The sequence below is a fragment of the Nonomuraea sp. B5E05 genome (assembly GCF_039880665.1).
Lineage (GTDB): Bacteria > Actinomycetota > Actinomycetes > Streptosporangiales > Streptosporangiaceae > Nonomuraea.
This window is the reverse complement of record NZ_JBDPMJ010000029.1, coordinates 1-19,723: the sequence shown is the minus strand read 5'-3', so window position 1 is coordinate 19,723 and position 19,723 is coordinate 1. Positions and strand designations below refer to the sequence as shown.

General features: G+C 68.6%; 16 protein-coding genes and 1 rRNA gene. 10 read left to right on the top strand and 7 right to left on the bottom strand.

Features of this window, described 5'->3' with window-relative positions; all coding sequences use genetic code 11:
• Nucleotides 1-5: 5 nt before the first annotated feature.
• The 3 genes from ABGB01_RS37630 to ABGB01_RS37620 all read right to left on the bottom strand — a co-directional run bounded on the left by ABGB01_RS37630 (nt 6) and on the right by ABGB01_RS37620 (nt 3,678).
• A complete protein-coding gene (locus tag ABGB01_RS37630; RefSeq protein ID WP_347778354.1) occupies nt 6-974 on the bottom strand; it encodes an ABC transporter permease in 969 nt (322 codons plus the stop codon).
• Nucleotides 967-1,911, bottom strand: a complete 945-nt coding sequence (locus ABGB01_RS37625; RefSeq protein WP_347778353.1) for an ABC transporter permease — start codon at nt 1,909-1,911, stop codon at nt 967-969. Before ABGB01_RS37625 ends, ABGB01_RS37630 begins: the two co-directional genes overlap by 8 nt.
• A 126-nt stretch (nt 1,912-2,037) precedes the next feature.
• Nucleotides 2,038-3,678: an ABC transporter substrate-binding protein gene (locus ABGB01_RS37620; RefSeq protein ID WP_347778352.1), complete on the bottom strand. Its 1,641-nt coding sequence runs from the start codon at nt 3,676-3,678 to the stop codon at nt 2,038-2,040.
• Nucleotides 3,679-4,149: 471 nt separating this feature from the next.
• Between ABGB01_RS37620 and ABGB01_RS37615 the strand changes: the two genes are divergently transcribed.
• The 3 genes from ABGB01_RS37615 (at nt 4,150) to ABGB01_RS37605 (ending at nt 6,287) form a co-directional block, all read left to right on the top strand.
• Nucleotides 4,150-5,085 (top strand): ABC transporter permease, encoded by a 936-nt coding sequence (locus tag ABGB01_RS37615; RefSeq protein WP_347778350.1) that lies wholly within the window; start codon nt 4,150-4,152, stop codon nt 5,083-5,085.
• Nucleotides 5,078-5,944 carry an ABC transporter ATP-binding protein gene (locus tag ABGB01_RS37610; RefSeq protein ID WP_347645560.1) on the top strand — a complete coding sequence of 289 codons (867 nt, stop codon included), beginning with the start codon at nt 5,078-5,080 and terminating at the stop codon, nt 5,942-5,944. The genes ABGB01_RS37615 and ABGB01_RS37610 overlap by 8 nt, the downstream gene beginning before the upstream one ends.
• Nucleotides 5,945-6,131: 187 nt before the next feature.
• On the top strand, nt 6,132-6,287 hold the full coding sequence (locus ABGB01_RS37605; RefSeq protein WP_165977444.1) for a hypothetical protein: 156 nt from the start codon (nt 6,132-6,134) through the stop codon (nt 6,285-6,287).
• Between the two features lie 802 nt (nt 6,288-7,089).
• Here ABGB01_RS37605 and ABGB01_RS37600 read toward each other — a convergent pair.
• Both ABGB01_RS37600 and ABGB01_RS37595 read right to left on the bottom strand, forming a co-directional pair.
• On the bottom strand, nt 7,090-7,914 hold the full coding sequence (locus tag ABGB01_RS37600) for a hypothetical protein (RefSeq protein ID WP_347778348.1): 825 nt from the start codon (nt 7,912-7,914) through the stop codon (nt 7,090-7,092).
• Nucleotides 7,915-8,375: 461 nt separating this feature from the next.
• On the bottom strand, nt 8,376-9,692 hold the full coding sequence (locus tag ABGB01_RS37595) for a lysine 2,3-aminomutase (protein ID WP_347778347.1): 1,317 nt from the start codon (nt 9,690-9,692) through the stop codon (nt 8,376-8,378).
• Nucleotides 9,693-9,867: 175 nt separating this feature from the next.
• Between ABGB01_RS37595 and ABGB01_RS37590 the strand changes: the two genes are divergently transcribed.
• From ABGB01_RS37590 to ABGB01_RS37570, 5 genes are all read left to right on the top strand, one after another.
• Nucleotides 9,868-10,425, top strand: coding sequence for a DUF1707 domain-containing protein (locus tag ABGB01_RS37590; RefSeq protein WP_347778346.1), 558 nt, complete (start codon nt 9,868-9,870; stop codon nt 10,423-10,425).
• A 175-nt stretch (nt 10,426-10,600) separates the two neighbouring features.
• A complete protein-coding gene (plsX, locus tag ABGB01_RS37585) occupies nt 10,601-11,620 on the top strand; it encodes a phosphate acyltransferase PlsX (protein ID WP_347778344.1) in 1,020 nt (339 codons plus the stop codon).
• 41 nt (nt 11,621-11,661) lie between these two features.
• Complete coding sequence (locus ABGB01_RS37580; RefSeq protein WP_347778342.1) at nt 11,662-13,974, top strand: HAD-IC family P-type ATPase; 2,313 nt, start codon at nt 11,662-11,664, stop codon at nt 13,972-13,974.
• Nucleotides 13,971-15,698, top strand: coding sequence for an arginine--tRNA ligase (gene argS / locus ABGB01_RS37575; RefSeq protein ID WP_347778340.1), 1,728 nt, complete (start codon nt 13,971-13,973; stop codon nt 15,696-15,698). The genes ABGB01_RS37580 and argS overlap by 4 nt, the downstream gene beginning before the upstream one ends.
• 161 nt (nt 15,699-15,859) lie before the next feature.
• Nucleotides 15,860-17,149, top strand: a complete 1,290-nt coding sequence (locus ABGB01_RS37570) for a hypothetical protein (protein ID WP_347778338.1) — start codon at nt 15,860-15,862, stop codon at nt 17,147-17,149.
• Nucleotides 17,150-17,614: 465 nt separating this feature from the next.
• Here ABGB01_RS37570 and ABGB01_RS37565 read toward each other — a convergent pair whose 3' ends face one another.
• Nucleotides 17,615-17,998 carry a cell division protein SepF gene (locus ABGB01_RS37565; RefSeq protein WP_347778336.1) on the bottom strand — a complete coding sequence of 128 codons (384 nt, stop codon included), beginning with the start codon at nt 17,996-17,998 and terminating at the stop codon, nt 17,615-17,617.
• A gap of 168 nt (nt 17,999-18,166) precedes the next feature.
• Here ABGB01_RS37565 and ABGB01_RS37560 point away from each other — a divergent pair, with 168 nt between their 5' ends.
• Together ABGB01_RS37560 and ABGB01_RS37555 are read left to right on the top strand one after the other, a co-directional pair.
• The gene (locus tag ABGB01_RS37560) at nt 18,167-18,931 is read left to right on the top strand and encodes a PhzF family phenazine biosynthesis protein (RefSeq protein WP_347778334.1); all 765 of its coding nucleotides are present in this window, start codon (nt 18,167-18,169) and stop codon (nt 18,929-18,931) included.
• Nucleotides 18,932-19,105: 174 nt separating this feature from the next.
• Nucleotides 19,106-19,588 (top strand): GNAT family N-acetyltransferase, encoded by a 483-nt coding sequence (locus ABGB01_RS37555; RefSeq protein ID WP_347778333.1) that lies wholly within the window; start codon nt 19,106-19,108, stop codon nt 19,586-19,588.
• A gap of 52 nt (nt 19,589-19,640) precedes the next feature.
• On the opposite strand, the gene rrf is transcribed toward ABGB01_RS37555, so the two are convergent.
• Nucleotides 19,641-19,723: ribosomal RNA gene (rrf, locus tag ABGB01_RS37550) — 5S ribosomal RNA — on the bottom strand; the annotation flags it as partial.

The following is a 19,723-nucleotide window of genomic DNA, read 5'->3' as shown; positions in this document are numbered from 1 at the left end:
CCCTTCTACCTGAGCTTCGGGTCGAGCGCGTCGCGCACCGCGTCGCCCATCATGATGAACGCGAGCACGGTGACGCACAGGAACGCCGCAGGGAACACCAGCGGAAGCGGCGCCTCCAGGAACCGGTTGCGCGCGTCGGCGATCATCAGACCCCACGAGATGTCCGGGGACAGCACGCCGACGCCCAGGAACGACAGCGCGGCCTCGGCGGCGATGAAGAGGCCCAGGTTGATCGTGGCCACGACGATGACCGGCGCGAGCGAGTTGGGCAGCAGGTGACGGAACATGATCCGGCCCGCTCCCGCGCCCAGCGCCCTGGCGGCCACCACGAAGTCCTGGCTCTTCGCGGTGATCACGGCCGCCCTCATGATGCGGTACGTCATCGGCCAGCCGAGCACCCCCAGCGCGGTGATGACCAGCAGGATGCTGTTGGCCTTGCCGCGGAAGGTGGCCGCGATCAGCAGCGCGCCGAGGATCGCCGGGATGGCGAAGAAGATCTCGGTGAACCGCGAGGACACCGCGTCGACGGCGCCGCCCTTGTAGCCGGCGATGATGCCGAGCAGGCTGCCGATCAACGTGGTGACGATCGTGGTGAACACGCCGATGATGATCGAGTTGCGGGCGCCGTAGATGGTCCTGGCGTAGAGGTCGCAGCCCAGGTTGTCCCTGCCGAACAGGTGGCCGGGGCTGGGCCCCTGACGCGCCGTCGACAGGTCGCAGCTCCTGGCGTTGAACGGGTCGATCGAGGAGAACAGCGACGGCCAGAACGACATGACCAGCAGGACGAAGATGATGATCATCGAGACGATGAACATCGGCCGGCGCCGCAGGTCGTACCACGCGTCGGTCCACAGGCTGGCGGGTTTGCCGCCCTTGGGCTTCTTGCCCTCGTGTTCCGGTGCCTGGGTGGGCTCCGTGACCAAGGTCTGCGTATCCGGGAGCCCGGGCCCGACCGGCGGGGTTGGGTTACTCATAGCGGATCCTCGGGTCGAGCAGGGCGTACAACATGTCGACGACCAGGTTGGCCAGGATGTAGATCAGCACCAGGATGGTGACGATACCCACGACCACCGGTTGTTCTCGCAAGTAAACCGACTGGAAGAGCTGATTCCCGATCCCTTGCAGGTTGAAGATCGTCTCGGTGATGACCGCGCCGCCCATCAGGTTGCCGAGGTCGGCGCCCAGGAAGGTGATCAGCGGGATCAACGCGTTGCGCAACCCGTGCCTGCCGATGACGCGGCGTCTCGACAGGCCCTTGGCCGTGGCCGTGCGGATGTAGTCGGCCCTCAGGGTCTCCGCGAGGCTGGTCCTGGTGAGCCTGGTCAGATAGGCGATCGACGTTCCCGCCAGCACGAAGCCGGGCAGCAGGTAGCTGCGCCAGCCCGCGAACGTGCCGGCGACGGGGAAGATGTCGGCGCCCGTCCACTGTTTGAGCTTCACGCCGAGCAGGAGTTGCAGCACGAAGCCCGTCACCAGCGTGGGGACGGAGATGAACAGCAGCGTCGAGGCGAGGATCATGGTGTCGGTGGCCTTGCCCCGGCGCAGCGCGGCCCACAGGCCCAGGCCGACGCCGATGACGGCCTCCATGACCAGCGCGGTCAGCGCGAGGTTCAGGGTGACCTGGAACTTGCCCGCCATGATCTGGGACACGGGGACGTCGGCGAAGTTGACGCCGAAGTCACCCGCGAAGAGCACGCCGCTGATGTAGTACCAGTACTGCACCAGCAGTGGATCGTTGAGGTGGTATTGCTCGCGCAGGACCTCGGCGATCGCGGGGTCGGGACGCTTGTCGCCGAACAATGCCGCGATGGGGTCTCCGGGCAGCGCGAAGACGATGCAGAAGATGAGTAGCGTGGCGCCGAACAGGACGGGGATCGCCTGGATCAAGCGCCTGATGACATAACGGCCCATTCAAGCCCTCCGATACACACCTGGAGGCAGCCCTCGGAGTCCGTGATCTACCCGGCTCGAGTGGCTGCCTCCAAGTTCAGCCCTCCGACGGGTGGACGGCGCGGCCGTCCACCCCGGCGAACGACGTCAGGCCTTCTCGACGTCTGCCCAGTCAATCTGGTTGAGCAGGTTGAGCTTGACGTTCTTCACCTTAGTGGAGTGCCCGAAGTTGCTCCGGTAGAAGTAGACCGGGATGTACGGGAGGTCCTTGATCAGGATGTCGCCGGCCTGCTGGTAGTACTTCAGACCCTCGGCGGCGTCGGTCGCCTGGTCGCCCTTCTTGACCAGCTCGTCGAACTCCTTGTTCGAGTAGCCGCCGTAGTTGGACCCGGATGCGATGGCCCCGGTGCCGAAGATCGGGGTCAGGTAGTTCTCGGCCGCCGGATAGTCGATCGACCAGCCCATCCGGAACAGGCCCTTGTACTCCTTGGAGTCCAGGGCGTCCAGGATGCCCTGGAACTTCTCGAACGGCTTCGGCGTGACCTCGATGCCCAGGTTGGCGCGGAGGTTGTTGGCGACCGCCTCGATCCACTCCTTGTGGCCGCCGTCCGCGTTGTAGCCGATCTCGATGGTCTTGGGGCCGCCCGCCTCGTCGTACAGCTTCTTGGCCTCGGCCGGGTTGTACGTGCACGCGTCACAGGCGCCCTGGCGGTAGCCGGGGATGGCCGGGTTGATGAAGTCGTCGGCGGGCGCGCGGGTGCCGGAGAAGACCGTCTCGGCGATGGTCTTCCTGTCGATGGCCAGCGAGATGGCCCGGCGGACCTGCACGTCCTGGAAGTCGGGGTTGTACTTCAGCGGGACGCCGATGTAGCCGATGGAGGCGTCGGCCTCGTCGAAGTAGCGGTCACCGAGCGCGGCCTTGGCGCTGGCGATCGCGGAGGGAGGCAGCGAGTCGTCGACGTCGAGGTTCTCGGCCTGGAGGTCGTTGTACGCGGTCTCGGCGCTGGTGTAGAGCTTGAACTGGAGCTTGGTCCAGTTCGACGGCTTCTTGCCGGGGAACTTGTCGTACACCGACATCTCGATGGTCGCGTCGGTGCCCTTCTTGTAGGGCTTGTCCAGCTTGAACAGGCCCTGACCGATCGGCTGCTCGCCGTAGGCCTGGGTCACCTTGCCGTCGGGGCCGAGGGCCGACTCCGGCATCGGGTAGAAGGCGGTGTAGCCCAGCATGGTCTTGAACTGCGAGAACGGCGCCGCGAGCGTGACCTCGAGGGTGAGGTCGTCGACGACCTTGAGGCCCTTCATCTCCTTGGCCGACGGCTTCTTGCCCTCGCCCGGGTGGACGTCCTCGTATCCGTCGATGCGACCGAAGAAGTAGGACGCGCTCATGGCGTTGTCCTGGAGCGCGCCATAGTTCCACGCGCGCGCGTAGTCGGCGGCGGTCACGGCGGTGCCGTCGTGCCACGTGTAGCCGGACTTCAGCTTGATCGTCCAGACCTTGCTGTCCTCCGTCGTGATCGACTCGGCGGCCTCCTCGACTGGCTGCTTGTTCTCGTCGTAGTCGACGAGGGGAGAGAAGAGCGCGGCGAGAACCTCGGCGCCTTCGGTCTCGGTGGTGTTCTGCGGGTTCAGCAGCTCCTGAGGCTCGCCAACTTCCATGCGGACCGGCGTGGTGTCCCCGCCGCCCGCGGCGGTGCCACCGCTGTCCGAGGCACCGCCACCACACGCGGCAACCGCGAGGGCGAGCAGCGCGGTACCGGCGACGATCTGTGCGCCCTTAGTAACACGCATGGTGAAAGAATTCCTCCCTCTACAGGTGGGCGTAAGCGCTGAGCTGCGGTGATCGTGAGCAGCCTGACGGGGGGTCCTGGTGTCCCCCCGGGTTTGGCTGACATGGTCAAACCAGCCGACGCCCTGCCAGTCGATCGCGACTATCCCTCACTACTTGCCACCAGGACGTCTCTGGCGCGTTGCAGTTCGGTCACACGTACGCCTATCAACCGTCACAGACATTTAGCTCTATCAGTATGGAACGGTACAGAACACACCAAGCAGGTCCTGCATGGATGTGAACTGTCGATGGAAATTACCCCCTACACGAAGGCGCTCGCGCCCTTGCCGCCACACCCCGCCCGGCTGGGCTACGGTTGAGCAGGTCTTGACGACGCCTTGGAACCCAGCGTCCCGAGACTCCGTCCAACTGACTGTCGCCGACCCGCGCGACAGGCACCTCACCGACCGGGATCCAATAGAGTCCATGCCATGAGCCAGCCGGAATCCGCTGTCGCGGACGCCCAGGCGGGCGGCCGAAGCGGGCAGGAGCCGCTGGCCAAGCTCGCCAAGCGATATGGGCTTCGCCGTGCCATCGCGCGGCCGAGGTTCCCCGTCTACCTGCGCCAGTTGTGGCAGCGGCGCCACTTCATCCTGACATACGCGACCTCGCGCAACGTCTCGAAATATTCGAGCTCTGCGCTCGGCCAGCTGTGGCAGGTGCTGACTCCCCTGCTCAACGCGGGCATCTACTACGTGATGTTCGGCGTCGTCCTCGGCGGCAGAGACGGCATCGACAACTACCCGGCGTTCCTGCTGACCGGGATGTTCATCTTCACCTACACGCAGCGCACGGTCAGCGCCGGCGCCAAGTCGATCTCCGGCAACCTGTCGATGATCCGGGCCCTGCACTTCCCCAGGGCCTCGCTGCCGCTCGCCTACACGATCCAGGAGCTCCAGCAGCTCGCCATCTCCATGGGCGTGCTCCTCACCATCGTCTGGGCCACCGGCGAGTGGCCGACCTGGTTCTGGCTCATGATCCCGGTGGTGCTGCTGCTCCAGACGATGTTCAACGTCGGGATGGGCCTGGTGGTCGCCCGGCTCGGCGCGCAGATGCGCGACCTCAACCAGTTGCTGCCGTTCATCTCCCGCACCTGGCTCTACGCCTCGGGCGTGTTCTTCTCGATCCAGGACAAGGTCGTCGGGAAGGCGGTGTTGCCGCAGTGGGTGGCGGACGTGATGTACCTCAACCCCGCCGCCTCCTACATCGAGTGGATGCGCGAGATCCTCATCGGGTCCCACAACCCGCAGTACGGTTACCACCCCCCGGCAACGGTGGTGCTGTCCTGCGTATTCTGGGCGGTGTTCGTACTCGGCTTCGGCTTCTGGTACTTCTGGCGGTCCGAGGAGAGGTACGGGCGTGGCTGAACTGACCAAGGAGCTGTCACAGGTGAAGGGCGAGAAGCCCGCCGTCCCGGGCAAGGATGTCAAGGTGCATCCCAACCCGGAGCCCTCGGGCAAGCGGCCTCTTGACGTCCCCACGGGCACTCCGACCGTCATCGTCGACGACCTCCACATCGTCTACCGCGTCTACGGCGCGGCCTCGGAGAGCGAGAAGGGCAACGCGGTCAACGCCCTCACGCGCCTTCTGAAGCGCCAGGGGCGCCCGCAGATGAAAGAGGTCCACGCGGTCAAGGGCGTCACGTTCGTGGCCTACCACGGCGACGCCATCGGCATCGTGGGGCGCAACGGCTCGGGCAAGTCCACGCTGCTGCGGGCCATCGCGGGCCTGCTGCCGCCGCACAAGGGCGCCGTCTACACCGACGGCCAGCCGTCGCTGCTCGGCGTCAACGCGGCTCTCATGCGCGAGCTGACCGGCGAGCGCAACATCGTGCTCGGCTGCTACGCCATGGGCATGACACCCGCCGAGGTCCGCGAGAAATACCAGGAGATCGTCGACTTCTCCGGCATCGACGAGTTCGTCCAGCTGCCCATGTCCACCTACTCCTCCGGCATGGGCGCCCGCCTGCGCTTCGCCATCTCCTCCGCCAAGACCCACGACGTCCTGCTCATCGACGAGGCCCTGGCGACCGGCGACCGCGAGTTCCGCAAGAAGAGCCAGGAGCGCATCCGCAAGATCCGCGAGTCGGCCGGCACGGTCTTCCTCGTCGCCCACGACCACAAGGTCATCGAGGAGACCTGCAACCGCGTCATCTGGCTGCACAAAGGCAAGATCAAGATGGACGGCGACCCGAAAGAGGTCATCGCCGCCTACAACAAGGGCTGACCCCGCTCCCACCCCGCCGCCGCACCGACCCGCCGCCGGTGTGGCGCCTTTCGCCCTGCCCAGCATTCGATCTCGTGTACGAAACACGGGCGACGTGAGGGGTTAATGACTGACAGCGAGCCTGCCGTTCCGATAGAATTCGAACGCCAATTCGATCTGAGGAACGGCGATGGAGTGGGAGCGCGCGATGGGAGAGCTTTCGGCCGCGATTGACCACCTGGCCACCGAAGACGTGTCCGAGATCCCGCGGATGCAGCTCGCCGAGCAACTCCTGGAGCTGCACTGGCAGATGGCCAGGCTGCAGGCCCAGATAGCCCGCCGCACCGGCGTCCGCCTCCCCTGACCCCGCACGGCGCCGTTCTCGGCCCCCCGCACGGCGTCGCGCCGCCCTCGGCCCCGCCGCATCGCGTTGCTGCCCTGGCCCGGCGCACGGCGTCGTCCGGTCTCCCCCGCCCCGCCGCGACACGCCGTACTGACGAGACGAACGCCATGGTTCCACCACGTCGCGGGAAAGGGCCCTCTCGGGCCCGCACTTCATGCACTCGCCACTCATCGAGCCACCCCCGTCGTCAACACTCCCGGGCGCGTCCCGGGCGCCAGGTCCGGCCTTGCACGGCCGGCGATGCGCGCGTGTCGGCGGCCCGCCACGTGGCGGTCAGATGGCGTCTCCCTGGAGGCCCTCAGCCACGTGCGCGGGGTGGGGTGACCTTGGCGGTGCCGTAAGAGGAGGAAAAAGCAGGCCGCCGACCCCGGGGTGGGGCCGGCGGCGGGCGGCTCGTGCGGCGCCGCCGCCCTGCAGTGGCGGCGCGGTGCGCGAGCTCGCCCCGGGCGCGGACGCGTCCGCCCTCGCCCGTCATGAGACCACCCGCGTGCGCGGCCCGTACGCGCGACGACTCGCGACCCAGGCCCGGCCGGCCCGGAGCGCTCGGCACCTGTGAGCGCTCCACCGGCCTGGCACGTCAGCGCGACGGCGTCCCGGCCACGGTGAGATCCCGATCCGTGGACGGCGTTGTCCCGCTCCTCCTACCGAGGAGACGGCCTACGGGTCACCGGCACGACCTGGCTCCCGGCGTCGGCACCTGTGACGCCCGCGAACCCTCGTGCCGGCCCTCGGCGAGCCACGCTCGCCGGCGCCTCCGTCGTGGCTAGTCGCGGTCCCAGGACTGCCGCACCGAGCCCGTCAGCGCGCTGGTGGACCATCCGAGAGCGGTCATCACGTCGCCGTAGGACCCGGCGGCCTTGGTGCCGCTGGTCTCGACGGCGCCCGAGGCCTCCTGGACGAGCGGCGTGAGCTCGTGCAGGGTGGCGGCCCTGGGCACGCCGGGCAGCGCCTCGGCGACCGGAGCGACCTCGGCGGGCGCGACCTTCCCGATCACCGGGGACAGCCGTCCACTGCCCGGCAGCGCGTTCTTGGCGGCCTGCGCGAGACCGGACATGGAGTTCTGCGCAGCGGCGCCCTTGACGGGCGCGCCCTCGGTGGCCGGCAGCTTGACCAGCGTGTTGCCGAGGGACGACTCGGCCAGGCCGGCCAGGGCGGCGACGACGCCGTGCACGGTCGCGGTCTGGGTGGCGACCTCGCTCCTGCCCTGCCGGACCGTCTTGGCCGACGGGTTCGCCGCCTCCGCCATGCGGGCCGCGCCCGACAGCAGGGGCAGCGACGACGTCACGCCGCGGCTGTTTCTGAGCCCCATCCCGCCGACGATCGGCGACAGCTCGGCCAGCGGGTCGCCGCCCTTGGTGACGTCCTCGGCCGAGTTGGGCGTGCCCATGGTCCGCCGCTGGTTGTCGGCTATCCTCCTGTACTCGGCCAGAGCGTCCTTCTCGGCCTCTGTCAGCCCTTGTGGCTGGGCGGGGACGCCGAAGAGCGCGCTCATCAGCTCGCCGGTGATCCCGCCGCCGCCGCCGAGCGCGCTCGTCGCGGTGGTGCCTGCGCTCCGGCTGTCGGAGAGGACGTCCGCTTGGGCCGGCACGGCCAAAGCCGCCGCCAGGCCAAATGTTGTGACGGCTACCGCCGCCTTGACTACTCGATACATGATTGCCTTCCCGGCTCGTGATCGATCGCTCTCGAATGCGGTGGAAATGCGAATCGATAACCCCCGAATGCCGTGGCGTACGCGCTATGGGCACCACATCGGGCGTGCCGTCACGGCTGAGCTACGCCAGCAGTTCTATCACTCGCTGTGACCGGCCGCAGGCTCATGAATGCCCATGTAGAAGGGGTTTGCAGCACGGTTACCGAGTGAGGGGGGAGCGTTGAGCGGGAAGACAAAACGGAAATAGGAGGGTCTTGTTTCTGATAGCGCACGCCCGCGCGGCTGCACTTCGTACGGGCCGCCTCATAACCACCCTTCGGCCCGTGAACAATGGGTCGCGAAAACAAATGTCACGGGCCGGGGCGTAATTTTCCGGTCGCGTTGGACGCGCGCGACCGTCAGACGGGCAGCAGGGCTTCCTCCTGCTCGAACGGAAAACGATCGGCGAAGGCCGGCCGGAGGTCGCTCAGCCACACCGCCGTCGGGTCGTAGCGCGCGAAGAACGGCCGCCCCACGAGTGAGGGGTCGCGCGCCTGGATGAGGTGGAGCATGAAGACCCGCTCCCCGGCGATCTCCGTGACGCCGTCGACGCACACCTTTCCGGGCGTGGCGGACATCGACGGACCGCGGACCGTGCGGCAGAGCCCGGAGACGGACGCGTAGGCGTCCCGGAAGATCTCGTACGCGCGGGCCAGCGGCACCGCGAAGTAGTCCTGGGGACCGGTGTCGCGCTCGACGAACATGTAGTAGGGAATCATGCCCATCCTGAGCTGCCGCCGCCACATGCGCTCCCACACGGCGGGATCGTCGTTGATGGACCTGATCAGCGGCGCCTGGGTGCGGATCGTGGCGCCGCTGCCGAGGATGCGCTTGACCGCCGACTCCACCAGCGGCGACTCCAGCTCGCGCGGGTGCGAGAAGTGGGCCATGAACGCGAGGTTCTTGCCGGCGTTCGTGACCTCCTCGAACAGGCCGAGCGTGGCGTCCGCGTCGGGGTCGGTGACGAAGCGCTGCGGCCAGTAGGCCAGCGCCTTGGTGCCGATGCGGATGGACTCGAGCTGCTCCAGCTCCAGCAGCGGCTCGATATATCGCCTGATGACGGGCTCGCCCATGATCATGGCGTCGCCGCCGGTGATCAGGACGCTGGTGACCTCGGGATGGCCGCGCAGGTAGCTCACCATCTGGCCGATGTCGTCAGAGGCGAACTTCAGGTCCGCGTCACCGACGAACTGCGCCCACCTGAAGCAGTAGGTGCAGTAGGCGTGACAGGTCTGCCCCTGCTTGGGGAAGAACAGCACGGTCTCGGGATATTTGTGTTGCATGCCGGGGACAGGCTCATCGTCGATCTTCGGGACGTTGAGCTCCTTCTGGCCCGCGGGATGCGGGTTGAGCTGTGCGCGGACGCGGTTGGCCTCAGCCTGGATCTCGGCGTTGGGCGCCTCGGCCTTGAGCAGGTCGGCCAGCCGGGCGACGTCTTCGGCGGGCAGCATGTCCTCCTGAGGGAAGACGAGCCGGTATATCGGGTCGTCGAGCGCGGCCGACCAATCTATGAGTTCCTCCACGACGTAGGCGTTCGTCCGGAACGGCAACACCGTGGCCACGGCGCGAACCTTCAGCCGCTCCTCATCGCCGAGCCCCGCACGCTGCAGGAGCTCGTCGAGATGCTTGGACGTGTACGCCTTGAAGCGTCGGGTGCCTGCCTGGTTCAAGATCACTAGGCCTGTCCCATCTTTTTTGTTCGATCTGATGTAAACCTCACGACCCTGTCGCGCGTCTACGGTTCTTAATACCCGGACGCTCCCAGTCGCGTCACTGGTTCCACCGGGCTCCAAGTTTCTCTGGAGGTTTGGCCCACTCGCGACATATCGCGAATAGGCCTACACTCATCATGTGACTGACAATCCGGACCTTCGCGCCTCCGACGCCGACCGCGACCGCGTGGCCGCCGTGTTGTCCGAGGCACTCGCCGCAGGAAGGCTCACCAGCGTCGAGCACGCGGACCGCCTCGATCTCGCCTACACCGCGACAACGGTCGGAGAGCTCGTCCCCATCACCGAAGACCTGCCCCAGGTGGGCGCGGCAAACGTGCCCACCGCCGTCGAAAAGCAGGTCATCGACTCGAAGTTCAGCAAGGTCGTGCGCAAGGGCCGCTGGGTCGCCTCCAGGAACACCAGGCTGTCCGCGCGGTTCGGCGCGCTGATCATCGACCTGTCCGACGCCGTCCTGCCCGGCCGCGAGATCACGATCGAGACGAACGCCTGGTTCAGCAAGCTGATCGTGCGCGTCCCCGAGAACGCCCACGTGATCGACGAGGGCAGCTCGATGTTCGGCAAGCGCAACGTGACCGGCGGCTCCGAGGCCGACGGTCCGCTGATCCGGGTGACGGGGGCGTCGAAGTTCTCCAAGGTGATCGTGTCGCGCGGGATGTCCGACTGGAACCTGCGCTGACGGCGCCCCGCCTCGCGACGGCGACCGGGCCTGGCACGACTGGAACCGCCCCATGCGGGAACCAAGAGGGCCTACCCGCCGGTTAACCTGGCAATGCCGTGCCTACGATGCGGACATCCGAGCCCGCGTTCCGGCCAAGCCATGACGGCGGGCTCGATGCCGTACGAGGTGATCATTGTCCGACAGCAGGCCCATCGCGCTCGACGCCATGGGCGGCGACCACGCACCGCACGAGATCGTGGCGGGAGCGGTCCACGCCGTACGCGAGCGCGGTCTGCGCGTCGTTCTCGTCGGCTCGCCCCGCGTGCTCTACGAAGCGCTCGCCGACCACGACGCGACCAGGGAGATCCCGATCGTCCGGGCCGAGGAGGCCCTGGACATGGACGAGGGCGCGCTGGCCAGCCTGCGCCGCCCCCGCTCCAGCCTCGCCGTCGCCTGCCATCTCGTACGCCGCGGCGACGCCGGCGCGGTGGTCTCCGCCGGCTCCACCGCGGCCATCGTGGCCACCGGCAGGCTCAGGCTGAAAGGCCAGCAGGGCGTGCTCAGGCCGGCCATAGCCGTCGCCCTGCCCACGCTCCCGCACCCCACCCTGCTGCTCGACGCCGGGGCCAACGCCGAGGCCAAGCCGGAGATGCTGGTCCAGTTCGCCCATCTCGGCGCCGCCTACGCCGAGCTGGCCCACGGCGTCGAGCAGCCCAGGGTCGGCCTGCTGACCATCGGCGCCGAGGCCGAGAAGGGCAACAAGCTCGTCAAGCGCGCACACGAGCTGCTGCAGGGCTCTCCCGGCATCCACTTCACCGGCAACGTCGAGGGCTACGACCTGCTGACCGGCCACGCCGACGTGATCACCACCGACGGCTTCACCGGCAACGTGGCGCTCAAGACCATGGAGGGCGCGGTCCGTTACGCGTTCACCGAGCTCCAGGAGAGCATCGGCGACAGCAGGCTGGCCAGGCTCGGCGCCGCCATGCAGCGCTCGCGCCTGCGTGAGCTGCGCCGCCGCCTCGACGCAGAGGCGTACGGCGGCGCCGTCCTGCTCGGGCTGAACGGCACCGTCGTCATCGCCCACGGCTCGTCCAGGGCCCAGGGGATCAGCGCGGCCTGCCGGCTCGCGGACGACCTGTCGTCGAGCGGCATCGTCACCGAGGTCGGCGAGCGGATCGCCGCCACGCATCGCTCCCACAGGCTGTGGTGACCCTTTAGGGTGTGAGACCGATCCACGCAACAGGGGGGTATGTGGACGGGCTTGCCTCAACGCTGCGGGGCCTGACTCCCGCACAGGTGGCGCGGGCGCAGACCAACGACGTCCCGCGCCGTTCGAGCAGGTCGTTGAGCGCGATCCTCAGATCCAACGTCCTGACGCTGTTCAACCTCGTCATCGGGGTGCTCAGCGTCCTCGTGCTCGTCTTCGGCGAGTGGCAGGACGTCATGTTCGGGCTGATCATCGTGGCCAACGCGCTGATCGGCATCGTCCAGGAACTGCGCGCCAAGCGCACGCTCGACCGCCTCGCGGTGGTCAACGAGGCCCCCGTACGCGTCCGCCGCGACGGCGAGGAGCAGCGGATCGAGGCCCGCCAGATCGTCCTGGGCGACCTCATCCTGCTCGGCCCAGGCGAGCGCCTGCTGGTCGACGGCGAGGTCGTCGAGTCCGACGGGCTGGAGGTGGACGAGTCCCTGCTGACCGGCGAGGCCGACCCCGTGCACAAGCGGCCGGGCGACGAGGTCCTGTCGGGCAGCTTCGCGGTGGCGGGCTCCGGCGCGTTCGTGGCCACGAAGGTCGGCACCGACGCGTACGCCGTGCGGCTCGCGGAGGAGGCCAGCACATTCCATCTCGCCCGCTCCGAGCTGCGGGACGGCATCGCCGGCTTCATCAAGTACGTCACCTGGCTCCTCCTCCCGGTCGGCGGCCTGCTGCTCTACAGCCAGCTCAGCAACTCCGCCGATCTCGGCACCGCGGTCACCGGCGCGGTCGCGGGCATCGTCACCATGATCCCCGAGGGCCTGGTGCTGATGACCTCGATCGCCTTCGCCGTCGGCGTCGTACGCCTCGGGCGACGCAAGTGCCTCGTCCAGGAGCTGCCCGCGGTCGAAGGGCTGGCCAGGGTCGACGTGCTCTGCCTGGACAAGACCGGCACCCTCACGGCCGGCGGGATGGACCTCGACCAGGTGTTGCCGCTGCGCGACGGCCAGCCGGCGGAGGCGGCGCTGGCCGCCCTCGCCCACCTCGACCAGCGGCCCAACGCCACCGCCCAGGCCATCCGCGCCAGCTTCCCCGAGGTCGAGGACGGGTGGGTGGCCCGCGCGACCGTGCTGTTCTCCTCCACGCGCAAGTGGAGCGGCGCCGACTTCGGCGAGCGCGGCACCTGGGTGCTGGGGGCTCCCGACGTGCTGCTCGACGGGGGCGATTGTTACGACAGGGCCGCCGAGCTGGCCGCCGCCGGCACCCGCGTGCTGCTGTTGTGCCGTACGGACGTCCTGTCTGCGGACGCGTCATGGGCGGAGCCCGAGCCCGTCGCCCTCGTCACCTTCACGCAGCGTGTCAGGCCCGACGCGCGGGACACCCTGCGCTACTTCGGCGAGCAGGGCGTGACGGTCAAGGTCATCTCCGGGGACAACCCCGACGCGGTCTCGGCGATCGCGACCGGCCTGGGCATCCCCGGCGGCGAACACTCGATCGACGCCAGGACGTTGCCGCGCGACGATCCGGACAGGCTCGGCGAGCTGCTGGACTCCCACACGGTCTTCGGCCGGGTCTCCCCGCGGCAGAAACGCGAGTTCGTCGCCGCCCTCCAGTCCCGCGGCCACACCGTGGCCATGACCGGCGACGGCGTCAACGACGTGCTCGCGCTGAAGGACGCCGACCTGGGCATCGCGATGGGGGCGGGCAGCCCGGCCACCAAGGCGGTCGCCCAGGTGGTGCTGCTGGACGACAAGTTCGCCACGCTGCCGCACCTCGTGGGCGAGGGCCGCCGGGTGCTGGCCAACATCGAACGCGTCTCCCACCTGTTCCTCACCAAGAGCTTCTACGCGATCGTGTTGTCGGTGGTCGTCGGGCTGGCGGGGCTGATGTTCCCTTTCGCGCCGCGCCACTCGACGCTGACGAACGCCCTGACCATCGGCATCCCCGTGCTCTTCCTCGCGCTCACGCCCACGCTCGAACGCGCCAGACCGGGGTTCGTCCCCCGGGTGCTGCGCTTCGCCGTACCCGCCGGGGTGTTGTGCGCGGCGGCGGTGCTGCTGGCGTTCTGGGCCGCCCACGACAGCACGACGACGCTCGTCCAGACCCAGACGTCCGCGGTGATCGCCCTGTTCCTCACCACGTGGTGGGTGCTCGTGCTGATCGCCCGGCCGCTCAACTGGTGGCGTACGGTCCTCGTGGGCACCATGGCCGTGCTGTTCGCCGTCTGCCTGACGCTGCCCTTCGTCAGGGAGTTCTTCGCGCTCCAGCCCGGCGACGTGGCCAGGGATCTGACGGCCCTCGGCATCTCCGTCGTGGCGGCCGCGGCGATCAGCATCGCGGTCAGGCTCGCCGGTACCCTTAAGGCATGACCGACCCGCAGATTGTGCTCACCGAGCGCGTCCAGCAGGCGCTGGCGCACGCGTTCGGCCCCGAGCACGCCGACGCAGACCCGCTGATCCGGCCCTCCCAGTTCGCCGACTTCCAGGCGAACGTCGCGATGAGCCTGGCCAAGCGACTGCGACGGGCGCCGCGGGAGGTCGCCGAAGCGATCAAGGGCGCGCTGTCCGACTTCCCCGGCACGGTCGAGGTCAGCGGCCCCGGCTTCCTCAACATCACCCTCGACGACTCGTGGATCGAGTCCGAGGCCCAGCGCGTGCTGGCCGACCCGCGGCTGGGCGTCGGCTCGATCACGCCCTCCCAGACCGTGGTGATCGACTACTCCGCGCCCAACGCGGCCAAGGAGATGCACGTCGGCCATCTGCGCACGACGATCGTCGGCGACTCGCTGGCCCGCCTGCACGAGCACCTCGGCAACACCGTGATCAGGCAGAACCACCTGGGCGACTGGGGCACCCCGTTCGGCATGCTCGTCGAGCACCTGCTCGACATCGGCGAGGAGGCCGCGGTCGAGCAGCTCGAGGCCGGCATGGGCACGGAGTTCTATCAGGCGGCACGGGCCAAGTTCGACAGCGACGAGGCGTTCAAGCAGCGCGCCCGGGTGCGGGTGACCACGCTGCAGTCCGGCGACCCCGACACGATGCGGCTCTGGCACGTGTTCATGGACGCCACCGTCCGCTACTTCAACAAGATCTACCGGCTGCTCGGTGTCACGCTGACCGACGCCGATCTCGCCGGCGAGAGCATGTACAACCCCATGCTCCAGAAGACGTGCGACGACCTGGAGGCGTCCGGGGCGGCGGTGATCAGCGACGGCGCGCTCTGCGTGTTCCCGCCCGGCTTCACCGGCTCCGACGACAAGCCCCTGCCGCTCATCGTCAGGAAGAGCGACGGCGGCTACGGCTATGCCTCCACCGACATGGCGGCCATCCGCTACCGCGTCCACGACCTCAAGGCCGACCGCATCCTCTATGTCGTGGGCTCCGATCAGGCGCTGCACTTCCGCATGGTGTTCGCGGCGGCGCGGGTGGCGGGCTGGCTGCCCGACACGGTCTCGGCCGAGCACGTCCAGATCGGCATGATGCTCGGCAAGGACGGCCGCCGGTTCAAGACCCGTTCCGGCGAGTCCATCAAGCTGGTCGACCTGCTGCAGGAGGCCATCGACCGGGCCACGGCGGCGATCTCCGACCGGGGTTACGACGAGGCCACGAAGAGCGAGATCGCGCGTGCTGTCGGCATGGGCGCAGTGAAATATGCCGACTTGTCGGTCAGCCACGACAGCGAATACGTCCTCGACTTCGACCGCATGCTCGCCTTCACCGGCAACACCGGCCCCTACATGCAGTACGCCACGGCCCGGATCCGCTCCATCTTCCGCCGGGCCGGCATCGAACCCTCCGACGCTAAGGGCCCGATCCTGCTGGGCGACCCCGCCGAGCGCGCCCTGGCCCTCCACCTGCTCGGCTTCGGCTCGCTCGTCGAGCAGGTGGCCGAGCAGTCCGAGCCCCACCGGCTGTGCGCCTTCCTCTACGAGACGTCCAGCCTTCTAAGCACGTTCTACGAGCAGTGCCCGGTGCTCCGGCCGGAAGTGCCGGCGGAGACGCGCACCTCCCGCCTCGCGTTGTGCGCGCTGACCATGGCCGTGCTGGAGACCGGGCTCGACCTTCTGGGCGTCCCCGTCCCCGAGCGCATGTAACACGCAGTTGACCCAAAGCTCCCGTTCCGTCGTGGGCGCGCCTTCACCGAGTTGGCGCGCCCCAGCGGCTAGGCTTTACGCGGTCATGAACTGAGGCCGAAATGGGGGAGTTCTCTGCCTTGAGCACGGACCTGACTGCGAGCCCCCAAGCAGCGACGGAGGTGCATCGCTACGCGGAGGCGTTGCTGGCACACCTCGCCGCCAACGGCTCCGCACCTCCCGCCGCCCCGGGCTTCCGCGACATCCCCGGCTACTGGGTGCCTCCCGCTGTCGAGGCGCTGGTCGCCATCCTCGCCGGCGACGACCCCCTCGAGCCGCTGAGCAGGGCGGCGGGGCGCGACCAGCAACAGACTGCGCTCTTCCTCTGCCTGGCCCTGGCCGTGTCCGGGCAGGGCAGCCGCATCCACGCCTCATGGCTCGGCACCGCCTTCGGCGAGCTGTCCCTCGACCGGCCGGTCACCCACGGGCAGCGCTCGCTCTGGCTGGCCGCCGCCAGAGGCGCCTACGGCCCCGCCGGCAAGATCTTCGTGCTGCGCAAGCTCGACGTGCTCGCCGTGCAGGAACACGCCGATCCGAAACAGTGGATGCAGTCACTGGTGCCGGACGAGCCGTCGGTCGTCGTGCCGCCGTCCCTCGTCGACTTCCCCGAGATGGCCGAGATCCCCGAGCTGGCCAAGCCCGCGGTGGCCGCCGCCCGCCTGGCGAGGTTGCGCGGCCGCGTCTCCGAGATCACCTCGGCCCGGCAGTCCGACCACGACTCCTCCGCCCCGCTCGACAACAGCACCGGCAGCCCTGCCACGTCCTGGGCCGAGGACGAACCACTCGCCGTGCTGCGCTCGCTGATCGGCCAGAGCGGACCGGCCGGCCCGATGGCCTCGCTCAGCTCACACCTGCTCGACGACCTGCGCCCCGGCGCCGACCCGCATCTGGCGGCGATCGCCCTCCACGTGGCGGCGCCCATCCTGCGGGGCGTCGCCGAGGAGCTGGAGGCCGACAGCCGCCTGGAGCCGCCGGAGACGCTGACGGTGCCGCTCCTCGGTCACCGCATCCACCTGCGGCCCGAGGGCCCCGACGAGCTCTCGATGACCGCCGCCGAGGACGCCATCGTCGCCGACGGGGTCGTACCCCGCGGCCGGCCATGGGCCGCCATGGTGCTGATCGTCGCCGGGGTCGCCTGCCTTGTCGGCGCGGTCTTCCTCAACCACCTGCTCGTCGCGGCCGCCGTGGCCATGATCGGCCTGGCGGGCTGGCAGCTCTGGCTGCGCCGCAAGCTCGTCGAAGCCGACGCCCGCTACGTGACGGCCCAGGTGGGCGAGCTGAAAGAGCTGGCCGAGGGGGCGGTGTGGGCCCTGCACGCCTACGCCCGCGAAGCCGACGCCCGCGCGAAGCAGGCCGCCGCCGACGCGGTGGAGCTGGCCCGGCTGATCCGCCGCGGCCCACGCGCAGGCTGACCTTCCCGCCCGTACTAGAAGGTTGACCACCCGGCTTCCTTGCCGATGGTGGACTCGAGAACGCGCAGCCGACTGCGACGCAGCCCCGGTACTGGGCTTCCTCGCCACTCAGTGGGTCCATGGGCCCGGAGCGGGCTTGCCTGCCGTACAGAGCCTCAGGGCCCGCACTGAGCTTCCCCGCGCGTACAGTGCTTCGGGGCCCGCACCGGGCTTCCCTGCCCCTACCGTGCTGCAAGGGCCCGCCCCGGGATTCCCCCGCCCGCACGTGGGGTTGAGACCCGCACACGTGGGGCTTTCACCGGCCCGCCATCGCGACTGACCTGCAGGCCTGGCCTGCGGGGCTGGACGTGCGAACGCACTGCAGCCCGTTCCCGTTGCGACCCGGCCGCCGTCCCGTCACGCCCGCACGCGACAAGGAGCTTTGGTCCCGTCAGGAGACCCGCGGCCCGCATCACAGCGGGTCTCCTACGAAACCTCGATCTCCACGTGTGCCGGTGCGAGCAGGAAGACGCGGTCGGCGATGCGCTCGATCCTTCCCTCGCACCCGAAGGCCAGCCCCGCGGCGAAGTCGACCATCCTCGTCGCCTCGGGCATCGGCATGCCCGTGACGTCCATGATCACCGTCTGCCCGTCACGGAAGTGCTGACCGATCACCGGCGCGTCGTTGTACTTGAGCGGCTGGACCATCACGATGCGTGACGAGTCGACGTTCGCGCGCCACCGTCTGGCGGCCCGCTCCGTAGCCGGCACGTATTCGTCCTCGTAGTGCCCGTCGTCGTCGTAGCCCTCGTCGTATTGGTCGATTCCGCCCAGGCCAAGGTAGCTCACCACCTTGCGCACAGCCCCCATCGGCTTGTCCTTTCCTCAGGAACTCACCGTAATCGGCACGTCCCCACACATTGGACGGTAACCGACGATTCCGCATTCGCCACGCGACACGCCCAGGACTAATTCCATTTTGTACGGCTTGCAGCCCGGTTGCAGCTGGATATCCGACCCTTGGATAGCATCGAGCACATGCGCCTCTTCACTGTGGACGCCTTCACGGACACAGCTTTCAAGGGTAATCCCGCAGCGGTCTGCCTGCTGGACTCTCCGGTTACTGACCGATGGATGCAGAGCGTAGCCGCCGAGATGAACCTCTCCGAGACCGCCTACCTGCTCGGAGATTCTCTGCGCTGGTTCACGCCCGTGGTCGAGGTCACGCTCTGCGGTCACGCCACCCTCGCGACCGCCCACGTCCTCTATTCGACCGGGGCGGCGAGCGGCCGGCTCGAATTCACCACGGCCAGCGGGACGCTTACCGTGAATCGTGGCTCCGACGGCATGATCACCATGGATTTCCCGGCGAAGGAGGTGACCCCCTCCACCGTTCCGGCGGGCCTGGAGAAAGCGCTCGGAGCGACCCCGGTTCTCGTCGGAAAAAGCCACCTCGACCTGCTGGTCGAGCTCGAGTCAGAGGAATCGGTACGGTCGCTGACCCCCGATATTTCAGCCCTGGCCGCCGTCGACGCGAGAGGTGTCATCGTCACCGCGAGGGGCACGGAGACCGACTTCGTCTCCCGCTTCTTCGCCCCCAATGTCGGCATCCCAGAAGACCCGGTGACGGGCTCGGCCCACTGCGTGCTCTCCCCGTACTGGTCGTCCCGCCTCGGCCGCCCTTCCTTGGTGGGGGCCCAACTGTCGGACAGAGGGGGCCTCGTACACGTGACCCACGACGGCGACCGCGTCCACCTGGCCGGCCGGGCCGTAACGGTGCTCTCCGGCACCCTGAACGTCTGAGAGCTCCATGCAGGGACGCGGCCACGGGTCCCCAACCGCGGACGTCACGTGCGCGGCCGACCCTCACAACCTCATCCGCTGCATGGCGGTTGAAGGGCCACCCGACACGATCCTGCCCACACGTAACAGATTCCCTCTTAGCGACGTGCACCGCACAACTGGCACACTGCACGAATGATGATCAGAGTCGCGGACGAGCACGACTTCCCCGGTTTCCTCAGCTTGGCGTCTGAGGTTGAACACTGGTTCGGACCCATGGTCGCGGAGCCCGGCTTCCACGACGCCGTACGCAAGAACCTCCGCCGGTCGACGGCGCTCGTCGCAGTCTCGTCAGGCCCGGGTCTCCTCGGCGGGCTGTTGTTCGGGACATCACATGCCCCGACGTACCACGTCCGCTGGCTCGTCGTCTCAGAGCAGGCGCGGGGGCAGGGCGTCGGCCGGGCGCTGATGGCGGACGCGATGCGCAGGTACGTACGTGGCCCGGGCAGCGTCGAGGTGGTCACCTTCGGCGCTGACCACCCTGGCGCTTCCGCCAGCGGTGCGCGCGCCTTCTACGAGCGGCTCGGCTTCACCCCTGCCGAGGCCACCGACCCCGGGCCGGAAGGCGGCTCCCGGCAGGTCTACCGCCTCGCCATTCCCCTCAAGCCCTTCGAGTGACACAAAAAAGGGGGTTTCGACGCGCTAGGCGTCGAAACCCCCTCCAAAGATTGTCCGGCGGTGACCTACTCTCCCACACCCTCCCGAGTGCAGTACCATCGGCGCAGAGAAGCTTAACTTCCGGGTTCGGAATGT